Origin of the sequence: Streptomyces sp. NPDC057280 (genome assembly GCF_042668605.1) — a bacterium.
Lineage (GTDB): Bacteria > Actinomycetota > Actinomycetes > Streptomycetales > Streptomycetaceae > Streptomyces.
Window position 1 is genome coordinate 460,238 of the sequence record NZ_JBHUYR010000003.1, and the last position, 25,022, is coordinate 485,259.

At 71.9% G+C, this 25,022-nt stretch carries 25 protein-coding genes and 1 riboswitch; of the genes, 14 read left to right on the forward strand and 11 right to left on the reverse strand.

What is annotated here, in order from left to right:
- The first annotated feature begins 35 nt into the window (after positions 1–35).
- The 4 genes from ACFUO4_RS20605 (at position 36) to ACFUO4_RS20620 (ending at position 4,586) form a co-directional block, all read left to right on the forward strand.
- Positions 36–1,121 carry a glycine betaine/L-proline ABC transporter ATP-binding protein gene (locus ACFUO4_RS20605; RefSeq protein WP_383486644.1) on the forward strand — a complete coding sequence of 362 codons (1,086 nt, stop codon included), beginning with the start codon at positions 36–38 and terminating at the stop codon, positions 1,119–1,121.
- Positions 1,121–3,061, forward strand: a complete 1,941-nt coding sequence (locus ACFUO4_RS20610) for an ABC transporter permease (protein WP_383486647.1) — start codon at positions 1,121–1,123, stop codon at positions 3,059–3,061. The genes ACFUO4_RS20605 and ACFUO4_RS20610 overlap by 1 nt, the downstream gene beginning before the upstream one ends.
- 1 nt (position 3,062) lies before the next feature.
- On the forward strand, positions 3,063–4,022 hold the full coding sequence (locus tag ACFUO4_RS20615; RefSeq protein ID WP_383486649.1) for an ABC transporter substrate-binding protein: 960 nt from the start codon (positions 3,063–3,065) through the stop codon (positions 4,020–4,022).
- Between the two features lie 189 nt (positions 4,023–4,211).
- Positions 4,212–4,586: a hypothetical protein gene (locus ACFUO4_RS20620; protein ID WP_383486652.1), complete on the forward strand. Its 375-nt coding sequence runs from the start codon at positions 4,212–4,214 to the stop codon at positions 4,584–4,586.
- A 22-nt stretch (positions 4,587–4,608) separates the two neighbouring features.
- Here the strand turns inward: ACFUO4_RS20620 and ACFUO4_RS20625 are convergent, their stop codons facing one another.
- From ACFUO4_RS20625 to ACFUO4_RS20635, 3 genes are read right to left on the reverse strand one after another with little or no spacing between them, the layout of a single operon-like run.
- The gene (locus ACFUO4_RS20625; RefSeq protein ID WP_383486655.1) at positions 4,609–5,325 is read right to left on the reverse strand and encodes an isocitrate lyase/phosphoenolpyruvate mutase family protein; all 717 of its coding nucleotides are present in this window, start codon (positions 5,323–5,325) and stop codon (positions 4,609–4,611) included.
- Between the two features lie 20 nt (positions 5,326–5,345).
- On the reverse strand, positions 5,346–5,792 hold the full coding sequence (locus tag ACFUO4_RS20630; RefSeq protein ID WP_079311877.1) for a carboxymuconolactone decarboxylase family protein: 447 nt from the start codon (positions 5,790–5,792) through the stop codon (positions 5,346–5,348).
- Positions 5,789–6,319, reverse strand: coding sequence for a carboxymuconolactone decarboxylase family protein (locus ACFUO4_RS20635; protein WP_079311878.1), 531 nt, complete (start codon positions 6,317–6,319; stop codon positions 5,789–5,791). The genes ACFUO4_RS20630 and ACFUO4_RS20635 overlap by 4 nt, the downstream gene beginning before the upstream one ends.
- A gap of 47 nt (positions 6,320–6,366) precedes the next feature.
- Here ACFUO4_RS20635 and ACFUO4_RS20640 point away from each other — a divergent pair, with 47 nt between their 5' ends.
- Complete coding sequence (locus ACFUO4_RS20640) at positions 6,367–7,758, forward strand: PLP-dependent aminotransferase family protein (protein WP_383486659.1); 1,392 nt, start codon at positions 6,367–6,369, stop codon at positions 7,756–7,758.
- Between the two features lie 146 nt (positions 7,759–7,904).
- On the opposite strand, the gene ACFUO4_RS20645 is transcribed toward ACFUO4_RS20640, so the two are convergent.
- A complete protein-coding gene (locus ACFUO4_RS20645) occupies positions 7,905–8,759 on the reverse strand; it encodes a hypothetical protein (protein WP_383487871.1) in 855 nt (284 codons plus the stop codon).
- Between the two features lie 127 nt (positions 8,760–8,886).
- On the opposite strand from ACFUO4_RS20645, the gene ACFUO4_RS20650 reads away from it, so the two are divergent.
- Genes ACFUO4_RS20650 through ACFUO4_RS20660 form a run of 3 tightly spaced genes read left to right on the forward strand, consistent with a single transcriptional unit; the run spans position 8,887 to position 11,441 of the window.
- Positions 8,887–9,243, forward strand: a complete 357-nt coding sequence (locus ACFUO4_RS20650) for a hypothetical protein (RefSeq protein ID WP_383486661.1) — start codon at positions 8,887–8,889, stop codon at positions 9,241–9,243.
- 42 nt (positions 9,244–9,285) lie between these two features.
- The gene (locus tag ACFUO4_RS20655; RefSeq protein WP_383486664.1) at positions 9,286–10,479 is read left to right on the forward strand and encodes a glutathionylspermidine synthase family protein; all 1,194 of its coding nucleotides are present in this window, start codon (positions 9,286–9,288) and stop codon (positions 10,477–10,479) included.
- Between the two features lie 44 nt (positions 10,480–10,523).
- Positions 10,524–11,441: a class I SAM-dependent methyltransferase gene (locus tag ACFUO4_RS20660; RefSeq protein WP_383486667.1), complete on the forward strand. Its 918-nt coding sequence runs from the start codon at positions 10,524–10,526 to the stop codon at positions 11,439–11,441.
- Here ACFUO4_RS20660 and rocD read toward each other — a convergent pair.
- Complete coding sequence (gene rocD / locus ACFUO4_RS20665; RefSeq protein ID WP_383486669.1) at positions 11,413–12,648, reverse strand: ornithine--oxo-acid transaminase; 1,236 nt, start codon at positions 12,646–12,648, stop codon at positions 11,413–11,415. The two genes, ACFUO4_RS20660 and rocD, sit on opposite strands and share 29 nt — an antisense overlap.
- Before the next feature lie 91 nt (positions 12,649–12,739).
- A riboswitch (ZMP/ZTP riboswitch) is annotated at positions 12,740–12,829 on the forward strand.
- A gap of 44 nt (positions 12,830–12,873) precedes the next feature.
- On the opposite strand from rocD, the gene ACFUO4_RS20670 reads away from it, so the two are divergent.
- On the forward strand, positions 12,874–14,325 hold the full coding sequence (locus tag ACFUO4_RS20670) for a glycine hydroxymethyltransferase (protein WP_383486671.1): 1,452 nt from the start codon (positions 12,874–12,876) through the stop codon (positions 14,323–14,325).
- 83 nt (positions 14,326–14,408) lie between these two features.
- On the opposite strand, the gene ACFUO4_RS20675 is transcribed toward ACFUO4_RS20670, so the two are convergent.
- The 3 genes from ACFUO4_RS20675 to ACFUO4_RS20685 form a co-directional block, all read right to left on the reverse strand.
- Entirely contained in the window at positions 14,409–15,089 is a 681-nt protein-coding gene (locus tag ACFUO4_RS20675; protein ID WP_383486674.1) for a hypothetical protein, read from the reverse strand.
- A 157-nt stretch (positions 15,090–15,246) separates the two neighbouring features.
- Positions 15,247–16,248 carry a hypothetical protein gene (locus ACFUO4_RS20680; protein ID WP_383486677.1) on the reverse strand — a complete coding sequence of 334 codons (1,002 nt, stop codon included), beginning with the start codon at positions 16,246–16,248 and terminating at the stop codon, positions 15,247–15,249.
- Positions 16,235–16,837 carry a sigma-70 family RNA polymerase sigma factor gene (locus tag ACFUO4_RS20685; RefSeq protein WP_179143597.1) on the reverse strand — a complete coding sequence of 201 codons (603 nt, stop codon included), beginning with the start codon at positions 16,835–16,837 and terminating at the stop codon, positions 16,235–16,237. Before ACFUO4_RS20685 ends, ACFUO4_RS20680 begins: the two co-directional genes overlap by 14 nt.
- A gap of 89 nt (positions 16,838–16,926) precedes the next feature.
- On the opposite strand from ACFUO4_RS20685, the gene trpS reads away from it, so the two are divergent.
- Positions 16,927–17,940: a tryptophan--tRNA ligase gene (trpS, locus tag ACFUO4_RS20690; RefSeq protein WP_079312802.1), complete on the forward strand. Its 1,014-nt coding sequence runs from the start codon at positions 16,927–16,929 to the stop codon at positions 17,938–17,940.
- Between the two features lie 186 nt (positions 17,941–18,126).
- A complete protein-coding gene (locus ACFUO4_RS20695; protein WP_383486682.1) occupies positions 18,127–18,711 on the forward strand; it encodes a 2'-5' RNA ligase family protein in 585 nt (194 codons plus the stop codon).
- A gap of 25 nt (positions 18,712–18,736) precedes the next feature.
- Here the strand turns inward: ACFUO4_RS20695 and ACFUO4_RS20700 are convergent, their stop codons facing one another.
- A complete protein-coding gene (locus ACFUO4_RS20700) occupies positions 18,737–19,492 on the reverse strand; it encodes a decaprenylphospho-beta-D-erythro-pentofuranosid-2-ulose 2-reductase (protein WP_383486685.1) in 756 nt (251 codons plus the stop codon).
- A 48-nt stretch (positions 19,493–19,540) separates the two neighbouring features.
- On the reverse strand, positions 19,541–20,890 hold the full coding sequence (locus ACFUO4_RS20705) for an FAD-binding protein (RefSeq protein WP_383486688.1): 1,350 nt from the start codon (positions 20,888–20,890) through the stop codon (positions 19,541–19,543).
- 206 nt (positions 20,891–21,096) lie between these two features.
- Here ACFUO4_RS20705 and ACFUO4_RS20710 point away from each other — a divergent pair, with 206 nt between their 5' ends.
- The 3 genes from ACFUO4_RS20710 to ACFUO4_RS20720 all read left to right on the forward strand — a co-directional run bounded on the left by ACFUO4_RS20710 (position 21,097) and on the right by ACFUO4_RS20720 (position 23,714).
- The gene (locus ACFUO4_RS20710; RefSeq protein ID WP_383487874.1) at positions 21,097–21,687 is read left to right on the forward strand and encodes a phosphatase PAP2 family protein; all 591 of its coding nucleotides are present in this window, start codon (positions 21,097–21,099) and stop codon (positions 21,685–21,687) included.
- On the forward strand, positions 21,680–22,705 hold the full coding sequence (locus ACFUO4_RS20715; RefSeq protein ID WP_383486691.1) for a decaprenyl-phosphate phosphoribosyltransferase: 1,026 nt from the start codon (positions 21,680–21,682) through the stop codon (positions 22,703–22,705). The genes ACFUO4_RS20710 and ACFUO4_RS20715 overlap by 8 nt, the downstream gene beginning before the upstream one ends.
- Positions 22,706–22,799: 94 nt before the next feature.
- Positions 22,800–23,714: a YihY/virulence factor BrkB family protein gene (locus ACFUO4_RS20720; RefSeq protein ID WP_079311802.1), complete on the forward strand. Its 915-nt coding sequence runs from the start codon at positions 22,800–22,802 to the stop codon at positions 23,712–23,714.
- On the opposite strand, the gene ACFUO4_RS20725 is transcribed toward ACFUO4_RS20720, so the two are convergent.
- Positions 23,668–24,948, reverse strand: coding sequence for a D-alanyl-D-alanine carboxypeptidase family protein (locus ACFUO4_RS20725; RefSeq protein WP_383486696.1), 1,281 nt, complete (start codon positions 24,946–24,948; stop codon positions 23,668–23,670). The two genes, ACFUO4_RS20720 and ACFUO4_RS20725, sit on opposite strands and share 47 nt — an antisense overlap.
- Positions 24,949–25,022 lie beyond the last annotated feature (74 nt).

Consider the following 25,022-nt stretch of genomic DNA (forward strand, 5'->3'; position numbering starts at 1 on the left):
CCCCTGACTTCGGGACCCCTAACTCCGAGACCTCTATGTCCGGGACCTCTGTCTCCGGGACCTCCACGTCCGGGACCCCTGTCTCCGAGACCCCTGTCTTCTCCGTGAACGGGCTCTGGAAGGTCTTCGGTCCGAAGGCCGACCGGATCCCCGCCGACGCCGAACTCGCCGCCCTCGACCCCGCCGGCCTCCGCGCCCGCACCGGCTGCACCGCCGCCGTCCGGGACGTCTCCTTCGACGTCCGCAAGGGCGAGGTCTTCGTGGTGATGGGCCTGTCCGGCTCGGGCAAGTCCACGCTGGTGCGCTGTCTGACCCGGCTCATCGAGCCGACGGCCGGCACCATCGCCATCGACGGCGAGGACGTCCGCGCCATGGACAAGCCCCGGCTGCGCGAACTGCGCCGGCACCGCGCCGCCATGGTCTTCCAGCACTTCGGCCTCCTCCCGCACCGCACGGTCCTCGACAACGTCGCCTACGGCCTGGAGATCCAGGGCGTGGGCAAGGCCGAACGCCGGGCGCGCGCGGCCGAGGTCGTCGCCAAGGTCGGTCTGGAGGGCATGGAACAGCGCAGGCCCGGCCAGCTCTCCGGCGGCCAGCGCCAACGCGTGGGCCTCGCCCGGGCATTGGCGGCGGACCCGGAGGTCCTCCTCTTCGACGAGCCCTTCAGCGCGCTCGACCCGCTGATCCGCCGGGACATGCAGGAGGAGGTCGTCCGCCTGCACCGCGAGGAGGGCCGCACGATGGTCTTCATCACCCACGACCTGAACGAGGCCCTGAAGCTGGGCGACCGCATCGCCCTGATGCGCGACGGCAAGGTCGTCCAACTGGGCACCCAGGAGGAGATCGTGGGCTCTCCGGCCGACGACTACGTCCGCGAGTTCGTCCGCGACGTACCGCGCGAGCAGGTCCTGACGGTGCGGACGGCGATGCGTACGCCCACGGACGGGGACGCGGTCACCGGCCCGGCGGTGGCGCCGGACGCCACGGTCTCGGAGGCGATCGAGGCCGTGGCCCGCTCGGGCGAGCCGGCACGGGTCGTGGCCCAGGGACGGTGCGTCGGGGTGGTGGACGCCGACGGGCTGCTCGGGGTGGTGGCCGGAACGGCGAAGGAGGCGGTCTGATGGCTGCGATCACCGTCTTCTCCCCGCGTACCGTGCCCGCCGTCCTCAGGCACCGGGCCGTCCACAAGCTCGGGCTGCTCGCCCTGGCCGCCGCCGTCCTCGTCCCCCTGGCGAACGCCCGCTGGGCCGGCGGCGCCTGGCCGGACGCCCTGACCGTCGACCTCACCAAGCCCCTCACCGACACCAGCACCTGGATCGTCGACAACCGCGACACCCACCCCCTCTTCCTCTACTTCTTCGGCCACGTCAGCAACGCGATCGTGCTCTGCGTACGGGCCGTCTACCTGGTGCTGCTCGCGGCCGGCTGGGCCGGCGTGACGGCCCTGAGCGCCCTGGTCGCCTGGCGGGTCGCGGGCCTCCGCCTCGCCCTGGGCACCGTGGCCGCGTTCCTCACCTGCGGCTGGCTGGGCATGTGGGTGCCGACCATGCAGACCCTGGCCCTGATGGTCGTGGCCGTCATCGCGTCCGTCGCCGTGGGCGCGCTGCTCGGGTTGGCCGGCGGACTCTCCGACCGCCTGAACAGGGCCCTGCGCCCGGTCCTCGACACCATGCAGGTCCTCCCGGCCTACGCCTACCTCCTCCCCGTCGTCCTGGTCTTCGGCATGGGCGTCCCCGCCGCCGTCCTCGCCACGGTCGTCTACGCCGCCCCGCCCATGGCCCGCCTCACCGCGCTCGGCCTGCGCGGCGCCGACAAGGAGGTGCTGGAGGCGGTGCGGTCCCTCGGCGCGACCGCCCGCCAGGGCCTGCTGACCGCCCGCATCCCGCTGGCCCGCAAGGAACTCCTCCTCGGTCTCAACCAGACGATCATGATGGCCCTGTCGATGGCCGTCATCGCGTCGGTCATCGGCGCCGGCGGCCTCGGCGACCGCGTCTACCAGGCGCTCGCCTCCGTCGACGTCGGCGCGGCCCTCGCCGCCGGCATCCCGATCGTGCTGCTGGCCGTCGTCCTGGACCGCGTCACCGGAGCGGCCGGCCACGGCTCCACGTCCGCGGAGCCGCGCCGCACGGGATGGCCGTACGCCCTCGTCGCCGCCCTCGCGATCGCCGTCGCCGGACGTCTCATGGGCCGCCTCGACTGGCCCGACGCCTGGACCGTGCGGATCGCCGAACCCGTCAACCGCGCCGTCGACTGGATGACCGCCCACCTCTACTCCGGCGTCCCCGTCATCGGCGGCACCGCCGACTGGGCCGCCCACTTCACCACCTGGGTCCTCAACCCGCTCCGGGACGGACTGACCTGGCTGCCGTGGTGGTCGGTGCTGCTGGTGGTCGCCGCCCTGGCCTGGCTGATCGGCACCTGGCAGACCGCGCTCACCGCGGTCCTCGCCATGGCCGCCATCGGCGTCCTCGGCGTGTGGACACCGGCCCTCGACACCCTCTCCCAGGTCCTCGCCGCCGTCGCCGTCACCCTGGTCATCGGCTTCGCGACCGGCATCGCCGCGGCCCGCAGCGACCGCCTCGAACGAGCCCTGCGTCCCGTCCTGGACGTCTTCCAGACGATGCCGCAGTTCGTCTATCTCATCCCGGTCGTCGCCCTGTTCGGCGTCGGCCGCGCCCCCGCCGTCGCCGCGGCCGTCGTCTACGCGCTGCCCGCCGTCGTCCGCATCACCACCCAGGGCCTGCGCCAGGTCGACGCGGCGGCGATGGAGTCCTCCAGCTCCCTCGGTGCCACCAGCTGGCAGCAGCTGCGCCAGGTCCAGCTCCCGCTCGCCCGCCCGGCGTTGCTGCTCGCCGTCAACCAGGGCGTGGTCCTGGTCCTCGCCGTCGTCATCATCGGCGGCCTGGTCGGCGGTGGCGCCCTCGGCTACGACGTCGTCTTCGGCCTCGCCCAGGGCGACCTCGCGACCGGTCTGGTGGCCGGTGCCGCGATCGTCTGCCTCGGCCTGATGCTCGACCGGGTGACCCAGCCGACGCAACGCCGTACGAAGAAGGGAGCGTGACATGCGTATCCGTACCCGCGTCTGTACGACCGCCGCGGTCGCCTCGCTGCTGCTGCTCACCGGCTGCGGCGCCGCCGACATGACCAAGCAGGCCTCGCCGTTCGCGAACGCCCAGGGCTCGAAGACGGTGACCCTCTCCGTCCAGTCCTGGGTCGGCGCCCAGGCCAACGTGGCCGTCGCCCAGTACCTCCTGGAGCACGAGCTCGGCTACCGCGTCGACACCGTGCAGGTCGACGAGGTCCCCGCCTGGGACGCCCTCAGCCAGGGCCGGGTCGACGCGATCCTGGAGGACTGGGGCCACCCCGAACAGGAACAGCGCTACGTCGACGACAAGAAGACCATCACCCGCGGCGGCGAACTCGGCGTGACCGGGCACATCGGCTGGTACGTCCCCACGTACTTCGCCCGGCAGCACCCGGACGTCACCCACTGGAAGAACCTCAACAAGTACGCCGACCTCATGCGCACCGCGGAGAGCGGCGGCAAGGGCCAGCTCATGGACGGCTCCCCGTCGTACGTCACCAACGACAAGGCGCTCGTGGCCAACCTGGACCTGGACTACCAGGTCGTCTTCGCCGGCTCCGAGGCCGCCCAGATCACCCAGATCAGGCAGTTCGCCAAGGAGAGGAAGCCCTTCCTCACCTACTGGTACGCGCCGCAGTGGCTGTTCAAGAAGGTCCCCATGACCGAGGTGAAGCTTCCCGCCTACAAGGAGGGCTGCGACGCCGACCCCGCGAAGGTCGCCTGCGCCTACCCCCACACCCCGCTGGAGAAGTACCTCAACTCCGACTTCGCCCGCTCCGGCGGGAAGGCCGCCGCCTTCCTGAAGAAGTTCCGGTGGACGACCGAGGACCAGAACGAGGTGGCCCTGATGATCGCCGACCAGAAGCTGACGCCGGAGCAGGCGGCGGAGAAGTGGGTGCGGGGCCATGAGTCCACGTGGCGGACGTGGCTCTCCTGAAGTCCCCGTCGGGGATCCGGTGTCCTGTTGGGGATCTGTTGTCTTGTTGGAGGTCTGTTAGGTCGGTCAAGCGACGGTTATCTCCGTGTGTTCCCTTTGGGGAGATCCGTCGAGAGGGTGTCGTGAATCGGCGTCATCCGGGCGAAACCGATTTCGTCGTGGCCCGCATCCTCTGGTGAGCTGAGGCACATGAAGAAGATCGCTTCTCTCTCCCTGGCCGCCCTCACCACGTTCTCGCTTCTCGGGCTGGCCGCCCCGTCCGCGGACGCCGCCACCACGTGGCACTGCAGCGGAAAGCTGACCAAGCGGTGCATCACCAAGTCGGGGACCAAGGTCAAGGTCAAGTTCTCCAACACCACCTCCAGGTCCGCCACCGGCAAGTTCGGCGTGACGTGCTTCGGCCCCGACGGACAGAGCCCGAAGGTGTTCAAGGACGGCAGGATCGACGGCTACGACACCTACACCTCGTCGTGGTTCCAGTGCCCCAAGGGGTCCCGCACCGGAGCCTCCGGCTGGCAGATGAGCAACGGCAAGGTCTACCGCACGCCGGAGGTCCGCTTCTGAGGGTGACGAGGCTGCTTGCCCGTCAGCGCATCTCCTCCACCAAGTCGTAGAGGATCGCGCTCGCCCGCCGCTGAAGGTGCGGCCCGAACGTGACGCGGGTGGCCCCGAGTTCGCCCAGTTCGGCGGGCGAGGGGCCCGCGCCGACCTTCGCGATCACGTTCACCGGCCCGTGGATCCCGGACCGCAGCAGCGGCAGTACGTCCGTCGGGGCCATGATCGGATACACGCAGTCGGCGCCGGCCGCCGTGTACAACGCGGCCCGCTCGATGGCCTGTTCGGGATCACCGTTCCCATGCAGGAAGGTGTCGATACGGGCGTTGACGAAGAGCTCGCCCCCCGCCGCGTAGCGCACCTCGGCGAGCCACTCGGCATGCCGGTGCGGGTCCTTGAGGACACCCCCGTTGGAGTCCTCAAGGTTGCAGCCCACGGCACCCGCCTCCAGCAGCCGCTCCACCAGCTCCTTGGGAGCCAGCCCGTACCCGCCCTCGACGTCCGCCGAGACCGGTACGTCCACCGCGCGGGTGATCCGCGCGACCGCCGCGAACATCTCTTCGGCCGGGGTCTGCCCGTCCTCATGGCCCAGCGAGGCGGCGACCCCCGCGCTGGGCGTCGCGAGCGCCGGGTAGCCGGCCTCGGCGAACACCCGGGCGCTGGCGGCGTCCCACGGTCCCGGCAGGACGAGCGGGTCGTCCGCGGCCTGTCGCCGATGGAGTCGGCGGAAGATCTCGACCTTGCTCATGACGGGTGCCCCTCCGACGCTCATGGTGTGTGACCTCCCGGCGGAATACGGCGGCTCACCATCACCCGGTTCCAGTTGTTGATGGCGACGACCAGCCCGATCAGATGGGCGAGTTCCGCGTCGTCGAAATGCTTGGCGGCCGTCTCGTACACCTCGTCCGGCACGAATCCGTCCGTCAGGACGGTCACCGCCTCCGTCAGCGCGAGCGCCGCCCGCTCCCGCTCGTCGAAGACCCCCTCGGCCTCCTCCCAGGCGGCCAGCAGATCCAACTGCCGCTCCGGCACCCCGTGTTCGCGGGCGATGCGCAGATGCATGTCGAGGCAGAACGCGCAGTGGTTGAGCTGCGAGGCCCGGATCACGACGAGTTCGGCGAGCGCGGGGTCCCCGAGGCCTCTCTTCGCGGCGGCGCTGAGCGCGGACATGGCCTGCGCGACCGAAGTGTCCAGCAGCCGCGTACGCGCCGTCACTTGTGTCCCGGCTGGTAGTGCCCGGGCACGAGCCGGCAGGTCACCCCGAACCGGTTCCACGCGTTGATCACCGTGATCGCCGCGATCAGCTGCGCCAGCTCGGCGTCCTCGAAGTGCGCCGCCGCCCGCTCGTACACCGCGTCCGGCACGAACCCGTCGGTCAGCACGGTCACCGCCTCCGTCAGCGCCAGCGCCGCCAGCTCCCGCTCGGTGTAGAAGTGCTCCGACTCCTCCCACGCGCTGAGCTGCACGATCCGCTCCACGCTCTCGCCCGCCGCCAGCGCGTCCTTGCTGTGCATGTCGACGCAGAGCGCGCAGCGGTTGATCTGCGAGGCGCGGACCTTCACCAGCTCCAGCAGCTTGGGGTCGAGGCCCTTCCGGGCCGCGGCGTCGAGCCGGATCATCGCCTTGAAGACCTCGGGAGCCTGCTCGGCCCAGGCGAGGCGCGGGGTGTGCTCGGGGGCGTAGCCCACGGTGGCGTGGCCGGTGTGGTCGGTGGGTGTCCTGTCGTCGGTGTGCGTCGTCATGTCCTCGACCCTAGATTCGAGGCAGCCCACCGGTATGGTCCATTCCCATGGCGAATTCATGGGCCACTTTGGGTGTCGACCTCCATCTGGAACCCACCGGCCCACACCTGCGCCGGGGCCTGACCGACGCCCTGCGCGAGGCGGTCCGCACCGGCCGCCTGGCCCCGGGCACCCGGCTGCCCTCCTCCCGCAGCCTCGCCACCGACCTGGGCATCGCCCGCAACACCGTCGCCGACGCCTACGCCGACCTGGTCGCCGAAGGCTGGCTCACCGCCCGGCAGGGCTCGGGCACGAGGGTCGCGGAAGGCACGGTGACGCCCCCGCCTCCGCCCACGGGCGGCCCGGGCCCCCGCGCCCCGCACCGGCCCACCCACGATTTCCGCCCCGGAACCCCCGACCTGGCCGCCTTCCCCCGCGCCGAGTGGCTCAAGGCCGCCCGCCGCGCCCTCCTCGCGGCCCCGCACCACGCCCTCGGCTACGGCGACCCCCGCGGCCGCCCCGAACTGCGCGCCGCCCTCGCCGGCTACCTCGCCCGCGCCCGCGGCGTCCGCGCCGACCCCGACCGCATCCTGGTGTGCTCGGGCATCGCCCACGGCCTGCGTCTGCTCGGCACGGTCCTGCGGGCCCGCGGCGTCCACACCGTCGCCGTGGAGTCCTACGGCCTCGACGCGCACTGGAACCAGCTCACGCAAGCCGGTCTGCGCACTCCGCCCCTGCCCTACGACGACCGGGGCACCGACCCGGCGGACCTCGGCGACGCGGGCGCCGTCCTGCTCACCTCGGCCCACCAGTTCCCGATGGGCCTCCCGCTCCACCGGGACCGGCGCACCGCGGTGGTCGACTGGGCACGCCGCACCGGCGGCCTGATCCTGGAGGACGACTACGACGGCGAGTTCCGCTACGACCGCCAGCCCGTCGGCGCCCTCCAGGGCCTCGACCCCGACCGAGTCGTCTACCTCGGCACCGCGAGCAAGGCCCTGGCCCCCGGCCTCCGGCTGGCCTGGATGGTGCTGCCCCCGTCCCTGGCGGCGCAGACCGCGGCGGCGAAGGGCAAGGTCGACACCTCCAGCGCCCTGGACCAGCTGACCCTGGCGGAGTTCCTCACCTCCGGCGCCTACGACCGCCATGTCCGCGCCTCCCGGCTCCGCTACCGCCGCCGCCGGGACGCCCTGCTCACCGCCCTCACCGCCGAGGCCCCCGACGTCCACATCACCGGCATCGCCGCCGGCCTCCACGCCGTCCTCCGCCTCCCGCCCGGCACCGAACACTCCGTCGTCCAGTCCGCCGCCTGGCAGGGCGTGGCCCTCCATGGCCTCTCCTACTTCCGCCACCCCGACGCCCGCCCCGACGGCCTGGACGCGGTGGTCGTCGGCTACGGCACCCCGCCGGACAGCGGGTGGACGGGCGCGCTGGAGGCGTTGTGCAGGGCGATGCCGTAGGGGCCCGCTCGCCGACTGCCGACGCGGTGCCCGGCGGGGTGGGGCGAGGCGCTGTCCCTGAGTCAGTTGCCCGGCGGGGTGGGGCGAGGCGCTGTCCCTGAGTCAGTTGCCCGGCGGGGTGGGCCAAGGTGCCGTCCCCGAGCCGGTCACCCGGACACCGCCGCACCCATCTCGGCCTCACCGCCGGACGCAGGCGCCTCCCCGAACCGCGCCAACCCCAGCGCGCCGGCCACCGCCACCAGGAACCCCAGCACCGCCAGCCACCCCAGCCCCTCCCTCGTACGGTCCCCGAGCCACACCACCCCCACCAGCGCGGGTCCGACCGTCTCCCCGATCACCATCGCCGCGGTCGCCGTCGTCACCGAACCCCGCTGCAGCGCCGACGTCAGACAGAGGAACGCGGCGCCCCCGCCGATGAGCAGCGCATACGTCGCCGGATGCGTGAGCAGCGACGACGGGTCGAGCGAGTCGAGCAACCGCACCGACACCTCGACGACCCCGAACCCGAACCCCGCCCCCAGCCCGAGCACCGGACCACGCCAGCGCCCGGACAGCCGCCCACCCGCGAGCCCGAGCAGCAGCACCCCCACAGCCACCGCGAGCATCACCCACTTCAGCGCCGCCGGCCCGCCCAGCTCCCCCTCCGTCCCGGACGCCACTCCCAGCATCGCGAGCCCGGCACACACCACCGCCACCGCCGCCCACTCCGCCCCGCTCAACCGCACCCGCAGCAACCGCGCCGCGACCACCGCCGTCACCGCGAGGCTCGACGCCAGCGCCGCCCCGACCGCGTAGATCGGAACCGACCGCAGCGCCACGATCTGCAGCACGAACCCCAGCCCGTCCAGGCCCAGCCCCGCCACATACCGCCACTGCCGAACCGCCCGCAGCAGCAGCGCCGCCTCCCCGCCCCCACCCGCGCCGGCCGCCGCCCGTGCGGCAACCGCCTGCAACACCGTCGCCGTACCGAAACAGACCGCCGCACCGAGCGCACACACCATCCCAAAGAGCACATAGCGACTGTAGGGGAGCGGTGAAGACGGACGGGGTGGCTGCACGGGCACTCTCACCGATCTCTAGGCTGACCGCCGGACAACGGCCCAACGCACCACGGGGGAGACAGGGAACATGGCGGAAACTCGGCGACGGCTGCGCTCCAGCACGGTCGTGCTCGGCGGCATGGGAGTCGTCGCGGCGGCACTCACCTCCTGCGGCTCCGATCCCGACCGCCGCTGCGTCGACCGCGACAGCTACACCTACGAGGGCTACAAGGTCGTCGCCGACAAGAACTGCAACACCGGCAGCTCCGGCTCCTCCTCGGCCAAGGGCGGCAAGAAGAAGTCGGGCACCGGCAGGACCGCCGACGCCGCCTGGTACTACGACGCCGATGTCAGCAACGGCCGCGCCGACTACGGCACCTTCAGCAAGAGCGAGGCCGTCGACCGCGGCGGCTTCGGCTGCTCCGGCGGCAGCGGCGGCGGCTGAGCCCGGACCCACGGACGCCCGGACAGGCCCCAGAGAGACGCCATGGAACGCCGCACCATCGAGCCCCGCCCCGGCTGGCAGCAGACCGTCGAGGAACAGGGCCTCATCTACCCGCTCACCCGCTACCCCGACGACTCCCTGCGCCCCTACTGGGACGAGAGCGCCTACTACGCCTTCTCCCTGGAGGAGGTCGAGGCCCTGGAGGACGTGGTCGAGGAGCTCCACCGGATGTGCCTGGCGGCGGCGGACCACATCGTCACCGCGAACCGCTTCGCCGACCTCGGCATCACCGACCTGCGCGTCGCCGACGCGGTCGCCGAGGCCTGGCGCCGCCGCGCCGAACTCCCCTCCGTCTACGGCCGCTTCGACCTCCGCTACGACGGCGGCGGCCCGGCCAAGCTGCTGGAGTACAACGCCGACACCCCCACCTCCCTCGTCGAGGCCGCCTCCCCGCAGTGGTTCTGGATGGAAGAGCGCTTCCCCGGCGCCGACCAGTGGAACTCCCTGCACGAACGCCTCGTCGCCGCCTGGAAGAAGCAGGCCGCGCTGCTCCCGCCGGGCAGCCCGCTGTACTTCGCGTACTCCTCCGCCGACGAACTCGGCGAGGACCTGATGACGGTCGCCTACCTCCAGGAGACCGCTGAGCAGGCCGGCCTCGACACCGCCTGGATCTCCATGGAGGAGATCGGCTGGGACCGCCTCTCCGGCCGCTTCGTCGACCAGCAACTCCGCTTCATCCGCAGCTGCTTCAAGCTCTACCCGTGGGAGTGGCTGACCACCGACCGCTTCGCCGACCACGTCCTCGGCACCCTGGACAACGGCGGCGGCACCGGCACCACCCTGTGGATCGAGCCCGCGTGGAAGATGCTCCTGAGCAACAAGGCACTTCTGGCCATTCTCTGGGAGCTCTACCCCGGCCATCCGAACCTCCTCCCCGCCTACCTCGACGGGCCGAGGGAGCTCGCGACGACGACGGGCTACGTGGCCAAACCACTGCTCGGCCGCGAGGGCGCCGGCGTCACCCTCCACGCCCCGGACACCACGGGCACCGCCCCTGTCCTGCGTGAAGAGGCCTGCTGCTACCAGGAGTTGGCGCCGCTGCCCGACTTCGACGGCAACCGTGTCGTCCTGGGCGCCTGGGTCGTCGAGGACGAGTCGGCGGGTCTCGGCATCCGCGAGTCGGCCGGACCGGTGACCGACGAATACGCGCGCTTTCTGCCGCACGTGATTCTCTGACGCGACACAATGATCGGCCCACGACCAACGGAGAGGGGCGATCGGTGGGCGACACGGCCACGATGGAGAGCGGATACGCCGTCGACACGTCCTGGGAGCGGGAACACGGGCGGCTGCTGGCGCTGGAGGAGATCTACGACAGCCAGAGCCGCCACCGCCTGACCGAGCTGGGAGTCACCGGCGGCTGGCACTGCCTGGAGGTGGGCTGCGGCGCCGGCAGCATCGCACGCTGGCTGGCCCAGCAGGTCGGCGATGCCGGGCGGGTGCTCGCCACCGACGTCGACACCCGCTTCGCCAACGCCCACGGCCTGTCCAACCTGGAGATCCGCGCCCACGATCTGCGCACGGACGACCTCCCCGACGCCTCCTTCGACCTCGTCCACGCCCGGGCCGTGATCGAACACCTCCCCGACCGCGACGAGGCACTGCGCCGACTGGCCGCGGCGACCCGCCCCGGCGGCTGGGTGGTCATCGAGGACTTCGACATCGAGGACTCCGGCAGTCAGGACTCCGGCAGTCAGGACTTCGGCAGTCAGGACTTCGGCAGTGAGGACGGCCGCATCGAGGGCCTCGGCATTGAGGGCTTCGACATCGACGGCCCGATGGACCCCGCCGCCTGCTACTTCCCGCCCGGCTACACCGGCGCGGCCGAACGCCTCGGCCGCGCCCTCCGCGCCGCCTTCGGCGGCGCCGACGTGGCCCCCGGCACCGGTCGCCGCCTGTCCCAGGCCCTGACGGACGCCGGCCTGACCGAGGTCGGCGCCCAGGTCCACGCCCCGGTCCTCACCGGCGGCGACGCGGCCTTCCTCCCGCTCACCCTCCGCTCACTGCGCCCGCGCCTCCTGGCCACCGGCGAGGTGAGCGACATGGACATCGAGGACGTCATCACCCTGACGAAGAGCCAAGGCGCCGCCTACCTCCCCAACTTCATGGTCATCGCCTGGGGCCGAAAGCCGGTGTGACCGCCCGGCGAAGCACTGCCGTCAGCTGAGCCAGCCCCCAGTCCAGATCCTCCTCGCTGATCATCAGCGGCGGAGCGATGCGGATCGTCGGCCCGTGGGTGTCCTTGACGAGTACGCCTCGGTGCATCAGCTTCTCGGAGATCTCCCGGCCCGTCCCGTGGGCGGGGGCGATGTCCACGCCCGCCCACAGACCCCGGCCGCGTACCGCTGTCGCGCTTCCGGCGGCGGTCAACTGCCGTAGCTCGCGGTGGAGACGGGCGCCCAAGTCGGCCGCGCGAGCCTGGTACTCGCCGGTCCGCAGCATGGCGATCACCTCCAGCGCGACCGCGCAGGCCAGGGGGTTGCCACCGAACGTCGAACCGTGTTCGCCGGGCCGGAACACCCCCAGGACCTCGGCGCTCGACACCACCGCCGAGACCGGCACGACCCCGCCGCCCAGCGCCTTGCCGAGGACGTACATGTCCGGGACCACCTGCTCGTGCTCGCAGGCGAACGTCCGCCCGGTCCGGCCCAGGCCCGACTGGATCTCGTCCGCGATGAACAGCACATCCCGCTCGCGGGTCAGCTCCCGGACCGCGGGGAGGTAGCCGGCCGGCGGGACCAGAACTCCCGCCTCGCCCTGGATCGGCTCCAGCAGCACAGCCACCGTGTTCTCCGTGACCGCCGAGCGCATCGCCGTCAGATCACCGAACGGCACGATCTCGAAGCCGGGCGTGTACGGACCGTAGTCCGCACGCGCCTCGGGGTCGGTGGAGAAGCTGATCAGCGTGGTGGTGCGGCCGTGGAAGTTGTTCCCCGCCACCACGATCTTCGCCATCTCCGCGGGCACGCCCTTGACCCGGTAGCCCCACTTCCGAGCGGTCTTCACCGCCGTCTCCACCGCCTCCGCGCCGGTGTTCATCGGCAGCACCATCTCCATCCCGCACAGCTCGGCCAACTCGGAGCAGAACGCGGCGAACCGGTCGTGATGGAAGGCCCGGCTCGTCAACGTCACCCGCTCCAGCTGCGCCTTCGCCACATCGACCAGCCGCCGGTTGCGATGGCCGAAGTTGAGCGCCGAATAGCCGGCCAGCAGATCCAGATACCGCCTCCCCTCCACATCCGTCAGCCACGCCCCGTCCGCCGTGGCCACGACCACGGGCAGCGGGTGATAGGTGTGCGCGGTGTGGGCTTCGGCCGAGGCGATGAGCTTCTCCGTGGTGTTCACGGGCACTCCCAGGAGTGAGGACGGCCCCCTTCCATGGTCGCTCGCATGGTGGACGCGGCACCTCCGCCGTCCGACGCGCCCGGTAGGCTGACCGGCAGGCCGTGACTGGCGCGCTGGGATGGGACGGACCATCGGGGAGCGGCCTGTGAATGACCGAGTGCCGTGCGCCTGGGCCGAACCGTGAATCGTGACCGCAACCCGCCACGCCATCCGGAGGCCGACGACATGTCAGAGCAGCAGCCCCTGTCCAGCGAGTCCACCGCCTTTCGCGCCGCCCTCGACGTGATCCGCGCGGTCGAGCCGCGCGTCGCCGACGCCATCGGCCAGGAGGTCCACGACCAGCGCGAGATGCTCAAGCTGATCGCCTCCGAGAACTACGCCTCCCCGGCCACCCTCCTGGCCATGGGCAACTGGTTCAGCGACAAGTACGCCGAGGGCACCATCGGCCGCCGCTTCTACGCCGGCTGTCGCAACGTCGACACCGTCGAGTCCCTCGCCGCCGAGCACGCCAAGGAACTCTTCGGCGCCCGCCACGCCTACGTCCAGCCGCACTCCGGCATCGACGCCAACCTCGTCGCCTTCTGGTCCGTCCTCGCCGACCGCGTCGAGTCGCCGTTCCTGGAGAAGACCGGCGCCCGCCAGGTCAACGACCTCACCGACGCCGACTGGGCCGAACTCCGCCGGGCCTTCGGCAATCAGCGCATGCTCGGCATGTCCCTGGACGCCGGCGGCCACCTCACCCACGGCTTCCGCCCCAACATCTCCGGCAAGATGTTCGACCAGCGCTCCTACGGCACCGACCCGGCGACCGGCCTGATCGACTACGAGGCGCTGCGCGTCTCCGCCCGTGACTTCAAGCCGCTCATCATCGTCGCCGGCTACTCCGCCTACCCCCGTCTGGTGAACTTCCGCATCATGCGCGAGATCGCCGACGAGGTCGGGGCGACCCTGATGGTGGACATGGCGCACTTCGCCGGTCTCGTCGCGGGCAAGGTGCTGACCGGCGACTTCGACCCGGTCCCGCACGCCCAGATCGTCACCACCACCACCCACAAGTCGCTGCGCGGCCCGCGCGGCGGCATGGTCCTGTGCGACGACTCCCTCAAGGACCAGGTCGACCGCGGCTGCCCGATGGTCCTCGGCGGCCCGCTCCCGCACGTCATGGCCGCGAAGGCGGTCGCGCTGGCGGAGGCCCGGCAGCCCGCCTTCCAGGACTACGCCCAGCGCATCGTCGACAACTCCCGGGCCCTCGCGGAAGGCCTGATGCGCCGCGGCGCGACCCTGGTGACCGGCGGCACCGACAACCACCTCAACCTGATCGACGTCGCCACCTCCTACGGCCTCACCGGCCGCCAGGCCGAGGCCGCGCTCCTCGACTCCGGCATCGTCACCAACCGCAACGCGATCCCCGCCGACCCCAACGGCGCCTGGTACACCTCCGGCATCCGCATCGGCACCCCCGCCCTGACCACCCGCGGCCTGGGCACCGCCGAGATGGACGAGGTCGCCGGTCTCATCGACCGCGTCCTCACCACCACCGAGCCGGGCACCACCAAGTCGGGTGCGCCCTCCAAGGCCGCGCACGTCCTGGACGCCAAGGTCGCCGACGAGATCTCGCACCGCGCGACCGACCTGGTGGCGGGCTTCCCGCTGTACCCGGAGATCGACCTGGGCTGACAAACGCCCTGTTGAGTTGTCAAGGAACGGCGACTCGTGAAGATCGGCCAGCCCATCGGGTCGATGAGTCGATCAGAGGGCGGTCACAGATCGATGAGCTCCTGACGTGGTTCCTCCCGCGGCGGTCCGGCCTTCTGCCGGGCCGCCGCGCGGCGTATCAGCAGCGTCCCGCCGACCCCGGCCGCGATCCCTGGCAGCGCCCACCACCAGTCGACGTCGTCACCCGGCCCTGACGGTCGCGCGGAGCCCGCGGCGAGCGCGGGGTCCGGGCTCCGGGTCGCTTCCGCGTCCGTGCCGGACATGTCCCACGGCGGCGGATACTCCACGGCGGAGTCGCCATCGGCGGGCTTGCCCATCACGCCCAGGTCCTTGAGCAGGTCGCGGAGCACCGCGGGCTGCTGGGCGCGGTGCCAGGTGCCGTTCATCGCACCGTCGAAGTTCGCATCGGTGTGGATCCAGACCGCCTTGCCGTCCGCCGCCGGGTAGACCCGGTCGACGCGCCACGGCGATACGTCGTGCACCATCCAGGTGACGTTGATCTGCGGGCCGGAGATCAGGTCGGCCTCGGGCGGCTTGCTGGCGGTGCCTGCGCCCGGGGTGCCGAGCAGCCGCTCCAGAGTGCCGTACTCCTTGTCGGAGTAGTACAGCGCTGCCGTCTCCGCGCTCTCCGGCGAGACGATCAGCACGCTGGTCGGACCGCCGGCCGCCGCCGGCCCCGCGCTCCCGAGTGCGAGCCCGAGAGCCGCCGCCGACACCCCTGCCACCGCCGTCAGGCGGCGACAGCCACCCCGCCAACCGCTTCCCTGCCTGTGCATCCCGAGCCCCCAACCTGCCGATGCCGAACGGCCCGCCCGGTCCCCGCGAGCCGTGTGTCACTTCTGGTACACCGCTCGGCCCGCCGGGGTTCCCACCCCGCCCGCACTAATCCGAGGAAGCCCCCGAAGGCTTCGCGACCGGGCTCGTCGCCGACTTCGCGATCTCCACCGCCCGGCCCTTCGACGCCACCCCCTCCAGCCGCAGCGTCACCTCCGCCGAGCCCACCGGACGGCTCCACAGCAAGGTCGGCCCGGAGGTCCGCTCCTGGCGGGTGTAGCGCTTCCCGTCCGCGTCCAGCAGCCAGAAGCTCAGCAGGTGGGGACGGGGGAACCACAGCGCCGTGTCCTGCGAACCGGCGACTGCGGAGCCGCCCAGCGAGATCCACTCCGGCCGCTCACGCCCGATCTTGGCGAAGGTCAGATCCAGCCCCGCCGCGAACTCGTCCACCCGAACCGTCCCTCCGCGCTCGCGCCAGCAGAGACTGACCACGAACCGGTCCCGCGGCCCACCCGCCACCGACACCGCGTCCGGCGCCCCGAGCGCGTCCGGCACCAGCGGCTCGAACCCGGCCCGCCGTACGGCCTGCGCCCACGACACCGACCGATCGCAGCCGGGCACCTCGGCCCCCGGAGAGGGCCGCACCGACGGGTCGTAGCGCACCTCGACCCCGCCGAAGTCGAACCAGTCGAAGACCGCGGCTCGCACCGGGGGCGTGAGGGCGAGCACCGTGAGCAGGCCGCACAGCGTCGCGGTCAACGAACGCCACCGCACCCGCGTCCAGCGCCGGACGGCCCGCAGCCGCTCACGGGGGCCCCGGGGCTCGGGCACCGGGGCCGGCAACTGCTCGGCCAGTATCTGGCCCAGCACCCGCTCGACCATCGTCTCCGAACCGAGGGAACCCTCCGCCCCTTCGGCGGCGTCCAGCGACCGCCCGAGCGCCCGCAGCTCCTCCGGCAGCCGGGAGGCATCGACCTCACCTCCGCCGTCCCGCCGACGCGCCCGCGACCCCGGGCCTCGCTCCCCGCCACGCCGGCGCGGCCCCCGGCCACCGGCGTCCCCGCGGCCACGGCCGCCCTCGCCGCCCTTGCGTCCCTCACCCACGCTCATCACCCCCTTCCCGAAGCTCGGCGTCCGGCAGCAGTCGGCCCAGTTTCCGCAGCGCGCGGTTGAGCCGCGATTTCACCGTCCCCCGGGGCCAGCCCAGGGCCTGGGCCGTCTCCGGCTCGTCCATGTCCAGCAGATAGCGGTACGTGACGACCAGGCGGTGCTCCTCGCTCAGCTTCTCCAGGGCGGACTGGAGCGCGGCGCGGCGCTCTGTCGCCAGGGCCCGCGCCGCCGGGTCCGCCGATTCCGGTATCAGCGGCTCCGCCTCCACGAGCGCCGCCTCCCGGCCCGCGAGCGTGCGCTGCCGGGCCGCCGTTCGCACTGTGTTCCTCGTCTCATTGGCGACGATCGACAGCAGCCACGGCCGGAACGACGCGCCCTCCTTGAACCTGCCCAGCGCGCAGTACGCCTTGACGAAGGCCTGCTGCACCACGTCCTCCGCGTCCGCACCCGCCCCGAGTGCCGCGGCCGCCCGGAGCGCGATGCCCGTATGGGCGCGCACCAGCTCCGCATACGCCTCCGGCTCCCCGGCGCGTACGCGTGCGATCACCGCGGCCTCATCGACGATGCGGCCCCCCTCCCGCGTTCTCACGTCTTTGTTACACCGCAGGAGACGGATCGGTTCCCATCTGTTTCCGACCAGTTCCGGATCGGGGCGGTCGACCTGAGAGAATGGTGAACATGGCCTCTGATCGTCCCCGCGTGCTCTCCGGAATCCAGCCCACCGCAGGCTCGTTCCACCTCGGCAACTACCTCGGCGCCGTCCGTCAGTGGGTGGCCCTGCAGGAGTCCCACGACGCGTTCTACATGGTCGTCGACCTGCACGCGATCACGCTCCCGCAGGACCCGGCGGACCTGCGGGCCAACACCCGCCTGGCCGCCGCCCAGCTCCTCGCGGCCGGCCTCGACCCGGAGCGCTGCACGCTCTTCGTCCAGAGCCATGTCCCCGAGCACGCGCAGCTCGCCTGGGTCTTCAACTGCCTCACCGGCTTCGGCGAGGCCTCCCGCATGACCCAGTTCAAGGACAAGTCCGCCAAGCAGGGCGCCGACCGCGCCAGCGTCGGCCTCTTCACGTACCCGATCCTCCAGGTCGCGGACATCCTGCTGTACCAGGCCAACGAGGTCCCCGTCGGCGAGGACCAGCGCCAGCACATCGAGCTCACCCGTGACCTCGCCACGCGCTTCAACGGCCGCTTCGGCGACACCTTCACGCTTCCGAAGCCGTACATCCTCAAGGAGACGGCGAAGATCTACGACCTTCAGGACCCGTCGATCAAGATGAGCAAGTCGGCGTCCACGCCGAAGGGCCTCATCAACCTCCTCGACGACCCGAAGACGACCGCCAAGAAGGTCAAGAGCGCCGTCACCGACACCGACACCGTCATCCGCTACGACGCCGAGAACAAGCCCGGCGTCAGCAACCTGCTCACCATCTACTCGACCCTCACGGGCACGGGAATCGCGGAACTGGAGCAGAAGTACGACGGCAAGGGCTACGGTGCGCTCAAGACGGACCTCGCCGAGGTCATGGTCGAGTTCGTGACGCCGTTCAGGGAGCGCACCCAGCAGTATCTGGACGACCCGGAGACGCTGGACTCGATCCTGGCCAAGGGTGCGGAGAAGGCGCGTGCCGTCGCGGCGGAGACGCTGGCCCAGGCCTACGACCGGGTCGGATTCCTGCCCGCCAAGCACTGAGCCGAGCACGCACGCGTACCACCGCACAGGAACCGCACAGACGTACCACTGGACAGAGCGCTGCACATCACTACGGTTGCGCCTGCCCACAACACAGGCGTGGCCGTACAGTCGATAGCCGGACGGCCGGGACGAACCCGACAAGGGGGAGACCCCAGACACCCGAGAGGGAAGACAGGAGACGACGTGGGGACCGTAACGATCGGCGTGTCGATCGCGGTCCCGGAGCCTCACGGCAGCCTGCTCCAACAGCTGCGCGCGGGCTTCGGTGACGCCGCGGCTCACGGCATCCCCACGCATGTCACCCTGCTGCCCCCGACGGAGGTCGAGAAGGGCGCGCTGCCCGCCATCGAGGCGCACCTCACCGAGGTCGCCGCGGCCGGCCGCGCCTTCCTGATGCGGCTGTCCGGCACGGGCACCTTCCGGCCGCTGTCACCGGTGGTGTACGTCCAGGTCGCCGAGGGCGCCGAGGCCTGCACCTGGCTCCAGAAGCAGGTCCGTGACGCCTCCGGCCCCGTCGCCCGCGAACTCCAGTTCCCCTACCACCCGCACGTCACGGTCGCCCACGGCATCGACGAAGAAGCCATGGACCGCGCGTACGAGGAGCTCGCCGACTACGAGGCCCACTGGCCCTGCACCGGCTTCGCCCTCTACGAGCAGGGCGCCGACGGCGTGTGGCGCAAGCTGCGCGAGTACACCTTCGGCGGGGCGGCCACGGTGCCGCCCCAGGGCTCTTCCGCCGCCGTGGAACAGGGCACGACCGCCCACTGACCGTGCCCCGGCGGGACGGCAGAGCCTAGATCGGCAAGCGCCGGAACGCCTCGCGCGGCACGTGCCGCAGGGCCGACATCACCCAGCGGAGCACCCCGGGCACCCACACCGTCTCCGAACGCCGCCTCAGCCCCAGTTCCACGGCCGTCGCGACCTCCTCGGGCGTCGTCGCGAGCGGCGCCTCCGGCAGACCGGCGGTCATCTTCGTCCGCACGAACCCGGGGCGTACGACCATGACGTGGACGCCGGTGCCGTGCAGGGCGTCGCCCAGGCCCTGGGCGAAGGCGTCGAGGCCGGCCTTGCTGGAGCCGTAGATGAAGTTGGAGCGGCGCGCGCGCTCACCGGCGACCGAGGAGAGGACCACCAGGGAGCCGTGGCCCTGCGCCTGCAACGCGCGCGCGGAGACCAGGCCCGCCGACACCGCGCCCGTGTAGTTGGTCTGCGCGACCCGCACCGCGTCGAGTGGTTCGCGCTCGTCATGGGCCTGGTCGCCGAGGACCCCGAAGGCGAGCAGCACCATGTCGATGTCACCCTCGGCGAAGACCTTGCCGAGCGCGGTCTCGTGGGACTCCGTGGCGAGCGCGTCGAAGGCGACGGTGCGCACGTCGGCCCCCAGGGCGCGCAGGTCGGCCGCGGACTGTTCCAGCGCGGACGAGGGGCGCCCCGCCAGCCACACCGTGCGGGTGCGGCGGGCGACGAGACGGCGGGCGGTGGCCAGAGCGATCTCTGACGTCCCGCCGAGGACGAGCAGGGACTGGGGGAGGCCGAAGGCGTCCTTCACGGCAAGCAGCTCCTATGGGTCGGGCCAGAGGCTCCGGAGATCGGGGCTCTAGAGGGCGAGGCGGCGGGACAGGTCCGAGACGAAGGCCCCGCGCGGGTCCAACTCCGCGCGCAGCGCGCGGAAGTCGTCGAGGCGCGGGTACATCGCGGCGAGCAGTTCGGGGCGCAGCCGGGAGTCCTTGGCGAGGTAGACGCGCCCCCCGGCCGCGGCCACGTCCTCGTCCAGGCCGTCGAGGAGGGTGCCGAGGCCGGGCAGGCCCGCCGGGATGTCCAGGGCCAGGGTCCAGCCGGGCAGCGGGAAGGAGAGCCAGCCCGGGTCGGCGTCGCCGAAGCGCTTGAGGACGGCCAGGAAGGACGGGCAGCGGCGCTCCGAGAGGCGGCGCACGACCCGGCGCAGGGTGTCTTCCCGGCCGTACGGGACGACGAACTGGTACTGCACGAGGCCGCCGCGGCCGTAGACACGGTTCCAGTGCGGGACCCCGTCCAAGGGGTGGAAGAACGTCGACAGCTTCTGCAGCCGGCCGGTACGCGCGCGGGGGGCCGTGCGGTACCAGAGTTCGTTGAACCAGCCCACGGTACGGCGGTTCAGCAGCCCCTCCGGCAGGACGGCGGGCGGGGCCGGGAGCTGGGCGGGGCGGAACGCCAGCGGGTCCCTCCGCGCGCGCGTGCCCAGCGCGTCGAGAGGCGCGTGCTCGCCGCGCGTGAGCACCGCGCGGCCGGTAGCCGCGCCGCGCGCCAGCAGGTCGACCCATGCGACCGAGTAGCGGTAGTGGTCGTCGGTGGCGGACAGTCGCGCCATCAGGTCGTCGAGGTCACGCGCGCGTTCGGTGTCGACCGACATCAGCGAGGTCTGCACCGGTTGCAGCTGGACCGTCGCGGTCAGGATCACGCCGGTCAGGCCCATGCCGCCGGTGGTCGCGTCGAACAGGGGCGTGCCGCGGCTCACCGCGCGGATCTCGCCGTCGGCGGTGAGGAGTTCGAAGGACAGCACATGCCGGGAGAAGGAGCCGGAGACGTGGTGGTTCTTGCCGTGGATGTCGGCGCCGATCGCGCCGCCGACCGTGACGTGGCGGGTGCCGGGCGTCACCGGGACGAACCAGCCGAGCGGCAGCAGGACCCGCATCAGCCGGTGCAGGGAGACGCCCGCGTCGCACAGCACGATGCCGTTGTCGGCGTCGACGACATGGACACGGTCCAGGGCCGTCATGTCGAGGACCGCCCCGCCCGCGTTCTGCGCCGCGTCGCCGTACGCCCGTCCCAGGCCCCGGGGGATGCCGCCGCGGGCCCCGCAGCCCCGGACGGCGGCCACGGCCTCCTCGTACGTCCGTGGGCGGATCAGACGGGCCGCGGTGGGCGCCGTACGGCCCCATCCCGTGACGGAAACGGTCTCGGCAGACATGTCGGTGACCGTATCGCCCTTGAGTGGGCGATTTGTTTTCAAACATCCCTGGACATTCATCCTCTCCCCGAAATGGGTGATTAATGGGATGTCGCTCAATATTGCCGGAGCTCGGGCCGTGTCGGCGTGAACAGTGAGTCCACATGGACCCATTCGACGATCCGGGCAGCCCCGAGGACACCGGTGTCCTCGGCGTCTGCCGTGGCATGGAACGCCGAATCCTTTCGGCGTTCCGCGCGTACGGGGCCGACCCGCGCGTCGGTGCGGCCGCGCGCGCCCTGTCCTGGGCCGGTGAGCACGGGGCGATGTGGATCGCGGCGGGCCTCGCGGGAGCCGCCGTGGACGGCGCGCGACGCGGCGCCTGGTTGCGCGGGACGGCGCTCACCGCGGCCGCGCACGCCGTCAGCATGGGCGTGAAGCGGGTGGTGCGCCGCCCGCGCCCCGCGCACGTCGACCCGCTCGTACGCACCGCCGGCCGCCACTCCTTCCCGAGCTCGCACGCGACTTCCGCCGCGGCGGCCGCGGTGGCGTTCGGGACGCTGGGGGCGTACGGGGTGAGTAGGGGGCACTTTCCGGCTGGCGCACGCCCTGGACACCTCGCGCGCGCCATCGACCTCGCGCCGGTCACCAATGCCGCGCGCGCCACCCGCCTCCTCCCGCCCCTCGCCGTCGCCGTGTGCCTCTCGCGCCTCGTCGTCGGCGTCCACTACCCCTCCGACGTGGCGGCGGGCGCGGCGCTGGGGGCGCTCACGGCGCGTCTCGGAGCGCGCTGGATGCGAGGGGGCACGCATGGCTGAGATCAACACCCCCGCGCCGCCCAACACCCCCGCGCCGCCCGACACCCCCGCGCCACCCCACACCCCCGCCGTCCTCAGCCAACGCACACCCCCACGGCACCCCGCACCACCCCACCACCGCCCCCACTCCGTCCTCCGCGGCCTCCTCAAGACCGCGCGTCCCAAGCAGTGGGTCAAGAACCTCCTCGTCGTCGCCGCCCCCGCGGCCGCGGGGCAGCTCTTCACCCGGCACGCGCTCACCCGACTCGCGCTGGTCTTCGCACTGTTCACGGCGTGCGCCGCCGCCGTCTACCTGATCAACGACGCCCGCGACGCCGACGCCGACCGCGCGCACCCCACCAAGCGCCACCGCCCGGTCGCCGCCGGACAGGTCCCGGTACCCGTCGCGTACGGAGTCGGAGGTGTCCTCGCCGTCCTGGCGCTCGCCCTCGCCGGCTGGCTCACCCCGCCCCTCGTGCCGGCCCTGCTCACCGCCTACGTGGGCATGCAACTGGCCTACTGCGTCAGCCTCAAGCACGTCCTGGTCGTCGACCTCGTCGTCGTCACGACCGGGTTCCTGATGCGGGCGATGGTCGGCGGGCTCGCCCTCGGGATTCCGCTGTCACGCTGGTTCCTGATCACGACCGGCTTCGGGGCGCTGTTCATGGTGGCGGCCAAGCGCTACTCCGAGGCCGTGCAGATGGAGGGCACGGAGGGCGCCACGCGCGCGTTGCTCACCGAGTACACGCCCGGCTATCTGCGCTTCGTCTGGCAGCTCGCGGCCGGGGTCGCCGTCCTCGGGTACTGCCTGTGGGCCCTGGAGGACGGCGGCACGCATGCCGCGCCGACGGCCACCGGTCTGCTGCCCTGGCGCCAGTTGTCCGTCGTGGCGTTCATCCTCGCGGTCCTGCGGTACGCCGTCTTCGCCGACCGCGGCACCGCGGGCGAGCCCGAGGAGGTCGTCCTCGGCGACCGCGCCCTCGCCGTCATCGGCCTGGTGTGGCTGGGGATGTACGGGCTGGCGGTGGCACATTGCTAGCCCACCCACCGCCACCGTCCTGCGCTTTCGGGGTACTCGTACATGGGACTTCAGGACCCGGGGCATACCTGGGTCACCGAGCACAGAGGCGGACATGGACTGGCTGAAGAAGCTCCCCGTAGTCGGGCCGGCGTTCGTCCGGCTGATGGCCACGCACGCGTGGCGGTCGTACGAGCGGCTGGACCGGGTGAAGTGGACGCGGCTGGCCGCCGCGATGACGTTCATCAGCTTCATCGCCCTGTTCCCGCTGCTGACCGTGGCCGCCGCCATCGCCGCCGCGACCCTCAGCCAGTCGCAGCAGGACGAGCTGCAGAACAAGATCGCCGACCAGGTGCCCGGCATCTCCGACCAGCTGAACATCGACGGCCTGGTCGAGAACGCCGGCGCCATCGGTCTCATCGCCGGAGCCGTGCTGCTGTTCACCGGCATCGGCTGGGTCGGCTCGATGCGTGAGTGCCTGCGCGCGGTGTGGGAGCTGCCCGACGAGGACGTGAACCCGGTCCTGAGCAAGGCCAAGGACGCCGGCATCCTGGTCGGCCTCGGCGGCGCGCTCCTGGTCACGATCGCCGCGTCCGCCATCGGCTCCGCCATGGTCGGCTGGATCAGCGACCAGATCGGCATCGACCGCGAGGGCTGGGGCGCCGTCCTGCTGCGGATCGCCGCGTTCCTGATCGCCGTGCTCGCCGACTTCCTGCTCCTGCTGTACGTCCTCACCCTGCTGCCCGGCGTCGAACCGACGCGCCGCCGGCTGCTGGTGGCGGCGCTGATCGGCGCGGTCGGGTTCGAGCTGCTGAAGCTGCTGCTGAGCGGCTACATGCAGGGCGTGGCCGCGAAGAGCATGTACGGCGCCTTCGGCGTCCCCGTCGCCCTGCTGCTGTGGATCAACTTCACCTCGAAACTCGTCCTGTTCTGCGCCGCCTGGACGGCGACGGAGAGCAAGAAGGAGGACGAACCCGACGAGGTCAGCGACGACGTCGTACGAGATCCGGCAGCGGCCACCGGCGGTTGACCAGGAACGCGCCCGCCGCCAGCAGCACCAGCACCCCGCCGGCGATGGCGAGGGCGATGCCCATGCCGCCGGAGCCCGAGGCGGTAGTGGCGCTCGCCACCGGCTTGGCGGAGGACCCGCCGCTCCCCACGGCGCCGCCCGCCTCGCCGGAGGCCGTGGCGCCCGGCTGGGCGCTCGGCTGCGCGGCGCTCTTCGGCGGGACCAGCTCACCCACCGGCGAGACCTTGCCGGCGGCCTTGAAGCCCCAGTCGAAGAGTTTCGCGGTCTCCTTGTAGACCTCGTCGTGCTCGTTCTTCGACGGGTTCATGACGGTGACGAGCAGCACCTTGCCGCCCCGTTCGGCCACCCCGGTGAAGGTGGCGCCCGCGTTGGTGGTGTTGCCGTTCTTGACGCCCGCGATGCCCGGGTAGACGTCGACGTCGGAGTCGGTGCCGGACAGCAGCCGGTTGGTGTTCTGGATCTCGAAGGACTCGCGGACCTTCTTGCCCTTCTTGTTCTTCTTCGTCTCGCCCGGGAACTTCGCGGTGACCGTCGAGCAGTACTCGCGGAAGTCCTTCTTCTGCAGCCCGGAGCGGGCGAACAGCGTCAGGTCGTACGCGCTCGACACCTGGCCCTCGGCGTCGTAGCCGTCGGGGCTGACCACGTGGGTGTCGAGGGCCTGGAGCTCCTCGGCGTGCTCGTTCATCTCCGCGACCGTGTGCTTCACGCCGCCGTTCATCGCGGACAGCACGTGCACGGCGTCGTTGCCGGAGCGCAGGAAGACACCGAGCCACAGGTCGTGGACGGTGTACTTCTCGCCTTCCTTTATGCCGACCATGCTGGAGCCGACGCCCATGCCGGCGAGGTCGGAGGGGACGACCTTGTGCTCGGTGGTGCTCGGGAACTTCGGCAGGACGGTGTCGGCGAACAGCATCTTCAGGGTGCTCGCCGGGGCCAGCCGCCAGTGCGCGTTGTGCGCGGCGAGCACCTCGCCGGACTCGGCGTCGGAGACGATCCACGACCGCGCGGTGAGGCCCTTGGGCAGCACCGGCACCCCGCTCGCCAGGTTGACCTGGGTGCCGGCCTGCCCGAGCCGGGCGCCGCCGACCGTCGACATCTTCGCGGGCGGGGTGGCCGAGGGAGACGTCGAGGGGCTGGGCGCGGCGAGCACGGGGCCCGCGGTCAGCGCGAGGGACGTCAGAGTGGCGGAAACGACCAGCAGGGATCGCCTGGTGGTCTTCTTGGGTGCGGACACGGTCGGAAACGTACATGCCACCGCCCGTGAAGTCCCACTGCCCTCCCCACCCCGGCCGAGGAACCAGACACCCG